The following is a 4,547-nucleotide window of genomic DNA, read 5'->3' as shown; positions in this document are numbered from 1 at the left end:
CCGGCCAGCTCGATGTCCAGATCGAGCGGTTCGATCGCACCGGCCTCGCCGCTGTCGTCGCGCCGGCCGCGCAGCAGTTCGCCGAGCAGCACGCCGAGACTGTAGATGTCGCTGGCGGTGGTGATCGAGCCACCGTCACGTTGTTCCGGGCTCGCGTAGCCGCGCGTGAAGACACGCGTCGATGTGTTGTGGACCTCCGCATCGTCGGTTTCGACCAGGCGCGCGATGCCGAAGTCGAGCAGCTTGACCGTGCCATTCGCTGCGACCATCACGTTGGCGGGCTTGAGGTCGCGATGGATGATCAGTCGCTGGTGCGCGTGACCGACCGCATCGAGCATCGCCTCGAACAACGCGATGCGCGCGCGCAATGTCGGCGCGTGCTGCGCCGCATAGTCAAGCAGCGGCAAGCCATCGACATACTCGAGCGCAAGCCACGGCTGCCCATCTGCGCGCTCGCCGCCATCGAGCAGACGTGCGATGTTCGGGTGATCGAGGTTGGCGAGGATTTGCCGTTCCTGGCGCAAGCGGCGCAGCCCGTCCTGGGTCGGGAATCCGCGCAGCAGCTTGATGGCGACGGCTTGCGAGAATCCGCCGTCAACGCGTTCGGCAAGGAAGACCGTGCCCATTCCGCCGGCGCCGAGCTCGCGTACGAGCCGATACGCACCCATCCGCGTGTGACCGATCGACTGGAACTGCAGAGCAGCGGAGTTCAGCGCGCTTGCCAGCGGGTCGCCGGGCGCCGCGTCCGCCGCGAGCAGGCGTTCGAGCATCGCGCGCTCATGCGGATCGAGCTCGAGACCCGCGATGGCGGCCGCGCGCTGAGCGGGATCGAGCGTGCGAATGCGCTCGAAGTCGTCCGCGTAGCGGTCGAGCGACGTGCTCACGTTTCCAGCGCCGTTTTCAGCCACGCGCGTGCGAGTCGCAAGTCGCGGTCGACCGTGCCTTCGGACACCTCGAGTGCAGCCGCCACTTCCGCGCGGTTGAAGCCGCCGAAGTAGATCAGGTCGATGGTCTGCGCGCGCCGCAGGTCGGTCAGCGCGAGATCGCGCAACGCAGTATCGACGCGCACCAGGGTGGCATCCGATTCCGGCGCCGCGACAGTCAGCGCGGCATCCAGATCCACGTGCTGCACGTCACCGCCGCGTTTGTCGGAGAGGCGCTTGCGCGCGGCGTCGACCAGCACCTGGCGCGTCGCCTGTGCGGCCACATGGAAAAAATGGCGGCGATCGGTCCAGTCGAGGTCGGCACCGAGCAATTTCAGCAGGGCTTCGTGGGCGAGATCCGTGGCGCTCAGCGTCGCGCCCGGCATGCGCCGCAGCGATTGGGCGGCAATCGCGCGTACGTTCGCGTAGACGCGCTGCATCAGCAACTCGCGCGCCTCAACATCGCCGTCGCGCCAGGCGGCAATCAGGCGCGTGATGTCGTGATCGGTCTCCGGCTGCATCGCAATCGATTCCGGCGGAAGCGTCGGCCGTGGTCGGCAAACGCATGTGCAAGCGATGGGGAGACGATCTTACGCGGTGATCAGCGGCTCGACGATGTCGGCGTGCACCGTGGTCGACTGCCTCTCGATCTGCATTGCGTGGACGCCGAGGCGTGCGAACAGCGCCTGGTCGCGCCCGGTGTCCGGATTGTCGGTGGTCAGCAGCTTCTCGCCGTAGAAGATCGAATTGGCGCCGGCGAAAAAGCACAGCGCCTGCAATTCGTCGCTCATCTCGGCGCGACCGGCAGACAGGCGCACCATCGACGCCGGCATCACGATACGCGCGACCGCGATGGTGCGGACGAACTCGAACGGATCGAGCGGCCTGGTTTCAGCCAGCGGAGTGCCTTCGACGCGAACGAGTCGATTGATCGGCACCGAATCGGGATGCGCCGGCAGGGTCGCCAGCGTGTGCAGCAAACCTGCGCGCTGCGCGCGCGACTCGCCCATGCCGACGATGCCGCCACAGCAGGTTTTCAGGCCGGCGTCGCGCACGTGGCCGAGCGTGTCGAGGCGGTCCTGGTACTCGCGCGTCTGGATGATTTCGCCGTAGAACTCCGGCGCGCTGTCGAGGTTGTGGTTGTAGTAGTCGAGACCGGCTTCCTTCAATGCCTCGGCCTGGGGCGGGCTGAGCATGCCGAGCGTCGCGCAGGTTTCCATGCCGAGCGCTTTCACCGCGCCGATCATTGCGGCCACCTTGGGCACGTCTCGGTCTTTCGGCGAACGCCACGCTGCGCCCATGCAGAAACGCGTCGCACCTGCGGCCTTTGCCTGTCGCGCCTTCGCCATCACCGCGTCGAGCGTCATCAGTTTTTCGGCCTCGACGCCGGTCGAATAGCGCGCCGCCTGCGGACAGTACGCGCAGTCCTCGGGACAGCCGCCGGTCTTGATCGACAGCAGCGTCGACACCTGCACCGCGTTCGGATCGTGGTGTTCGCGATGGACAGCGTGCGCCTGCTGCAGCAAATCGGCGAACGGCAGATCGAGCAATCGCAGCACGTCGTCGCGGGTCCAGTCGTGGCGGGGTGTGGGCATGAGAGCGTCCAGACAGAGTCGGTGTATCGTGGTGACCTGCAGTTGTTTCATACGGAAGTGTCATCGCGGGCCAGGAGGCTGTCAACTTGAACGAACCATGGAAGGTTGACGCGATCGCGTCGCGCGCGTTGCGCGTCGTGCTGCCGCTGCGTTGCCTGTTGTGCGGCGACCATGGCAGCGACGGGATCGATCTGTGCGCCGGCTGCACCAACGATTTCACGCTGAACCAGCCCTGTTGTTCGCGTTGCGCACTTCCGCTGAAGGCGCCGGCGCCGCTCTGTGGCCAATGCCTCGTGCGCGACCCGGTGTTCGCGGCCGCATGGGCACCATTCCTCTACACCCATCCGCTCGACCTGCTCGAGGCCCGGTTCAAATTCCGGCGCGACCTCGCCGCCGGCCGCGTGTTGGCGGAACTCATGGTGATGCGTGTGCGCGTGGATGGTCCGGCATTGCCATTGTTGATCGTACCGGTGCCCTTGCATCGGCTTCGGCTGCGCGAGCGCGGTTACAACCAGGCGCTTGAGCTCGCGCTGCCGCTCGCGAGGGCGCTGGGCATTCCGTTGCGCCACGACGCGCTCATTCGTACGCGACCGACGCCACCGCAGACCGGGCTCGACGCGAAGGCTCGCAGACGCAACCTGCGCGGTGCGTTCGACGTGGCGCCCACAGTTGAGTGGCCCGCGCACGTGGTGCTGCTCGACGACGTGATGACGACCGGCGCCACGCTGCGCGAGGCGGCGAAGACGCTGCATCGCGCCGGAGTGAACCGTGTCGATGTGTGGGCGCTGGCGCGCGCGCCAACCTCGCGCGCCTGACTCGCGGCGTCGAGAGCGTCGTGATCAGCGGATCGCCAGCGCAAACAGCAAGCCGAGCCAGAGCACCAGCCCGACCAGATTGTTGTTGCGGAATGCAGCGAAGCAATGCTCACGCGATCGATCGCGGATCAGCGTCTGCTGATAGCCGAACAGCCCGGCTGCAACGGCGAGGCCGACGAAATACGGCCAGTGCAACGCGGCACGCGTGCCGGCGAGCAGCATCGCCAGCACGAACGTCACCATCAACACGCCGATGGCCGCGCGGTCTGCATCGCCGAACAGGATGGCGGTCGACTTCGCACCGACGCGCACGTCGTCGTCGCGATCGACCATCGCATATTCGGTGTCGTACACCGTCGAGAACAGCACGTTGGCGAGGAACAGCAGCCAGCACAGTGGCGGCAGCGAGTTGGTCACCGCGGCGAACGCCATCGGGATCGCCCAGCCGAACGCGGCGCCGAGAACGACCTGCGCCAGATGCGTCACGCGCTTGGTGAAGGGATACACCGCTGCAAGTGCCGCGCCGACGATCGACAGCTTGATCGTCAGCGCATTGGTGAACAGCACCAGCACGAACGCGATGCCAAGCAGGCCACCGAACAGCAACAACGCCTCCTTCTTCGAGACACGCCCAGCGGCCATCGGCCGGCCGCGCGTGCGCTCGACGTTCGCATCGAGCCAGCCATGGTCCGCGTAGTCATTGATCACGCAGCCCGCGCTGCGCATCACGAACACGCCGAGCGTGAAGATCAGCAACGCGCCGATCGGCGGAAAATCGTTTGCCGCAAACCACAGCGCCCACCACGTCGGCCACAGCAACAGCAACGCACCGACCGGACGGTCCAGTCGCATCAGCACGAGGTATTCGCGAACGCGCGCCCGATGTTTGGGCGGCAGCGCGCCGGTGAGCCAGTCGATCATTCGCGCAGAGCGCGTGGACGCATCTGCCGGACGCGCGGCGGCCGGCGCGCGCGCGGGGGGTTCCGGTTTGCGCGCGAATGATGGAATCACCACAGGCGTGTCATCGGCCGCGCGGTCGTTCGGCGGAGCGCGACGTGCGTTCTTGTCAAGTGGCGGACGCGCCGGATCCACGCGCGTCGTCGCGACCGGTGCATTCTTTTGCAGCGCAGGCGGCCGTTCGGGCGTCTCCGTGGCGCGTGCGCTCGGCGGCGCAGCCACGGGAATTGGAGAGACGGTCGGACGCGCGGGCGTAG

Annotated in this window: 5 protein-coding genes; 1 reads left to right on the top strand and 4 read right to left on the bottom strand. The window is 67.0% G+C overall.

Features of this window, described 5'->3' with window-relative positions; genetic code table 11:
• From ABIV12_RS12240 to bioB, 3 genes are all read right to left on the bottom strand, one after another.
• Positions 1 to 884 (bottom strand): serine/threonine-protein kinase (locus ABIV12_RS12240; RefSeq protein ID WP_348059655.1); only part of this gene is annotated, 884 nt, incomplete at its 3' end.
• On the bottom strand, positions 881 to 1,444 hold the full coding sequence (locus tag ABIV12_RS12235; RefSeq protein WP_348059653.1) for an ECF-type sigma factor: 564 nt from the start codon (positions 1,442 to 1,444) through the stop codon (positions 881 to 883). The genes ABIV12_RS12235 and ABIV12_RS12240, both read right to left, overlap by 4 nt.
• Positions 1,445 to 1,513: 69 nt before the next feature.
• The gene (gene bioB / locus ABIV12_RS12230) at positions 1,514 to 2,518 is read right to left on the bottom strand and encodes a biotin synthase BioB (RefSeq protein ID WP_348059652.1); all 1,005 of its coding nucleotides are present in this window, start codon (positions 2,516 to 2,518) and stop codon (positions 1,514 to 1,516) included.
• Positions 2,519 to 2,604: 86 nt separating this feature from the next.
• Between bioB and ABIV12_RS12225 the strand changes: the two genes are divergently transcribed.
• On the top strand, positions 2,605 to 3,333 hold the full coding sequence (locus tag ABIV12_RS12225) for a ComF family protein (protein WP_348059651.1): 729 nt from the start codon (positions 2,605 to 2,607) through the stop codon (positions 3,331 to 3,333).
• 24 nt (positions 3,334 to 3,357) lie between these two features.
• Here ABIV12_RS12225 and ubiA read toward each other — a convergent pair.
• Positions 3,358 to 4,547, bottom strand: a 1,190-nt coding sequence (ubiA, locus tag ABIV12_RS12220; RefSeq protein WP_348059647.1) for a 4-hydroxybenzoate octaprenyltransferase, incomplete at its 5' end; no start/stop codon positions are given.

Origin of the sequence: Dokdonella sp. (assembly GCF_039926425.1) — a bacterium.
Taxonomy (GTDB): domain Bacteria; phylum Pseudomonadota; class Gammaproteobacteria; order Xanthomonadales; family Rhodanobacteraceae; genus Dokdonella_A.
The sequence above is the reverse complement of the archived record's forward strand: the minus strand, read 5'-3'. Positions and strand labels throughout refer to the sequence as shown.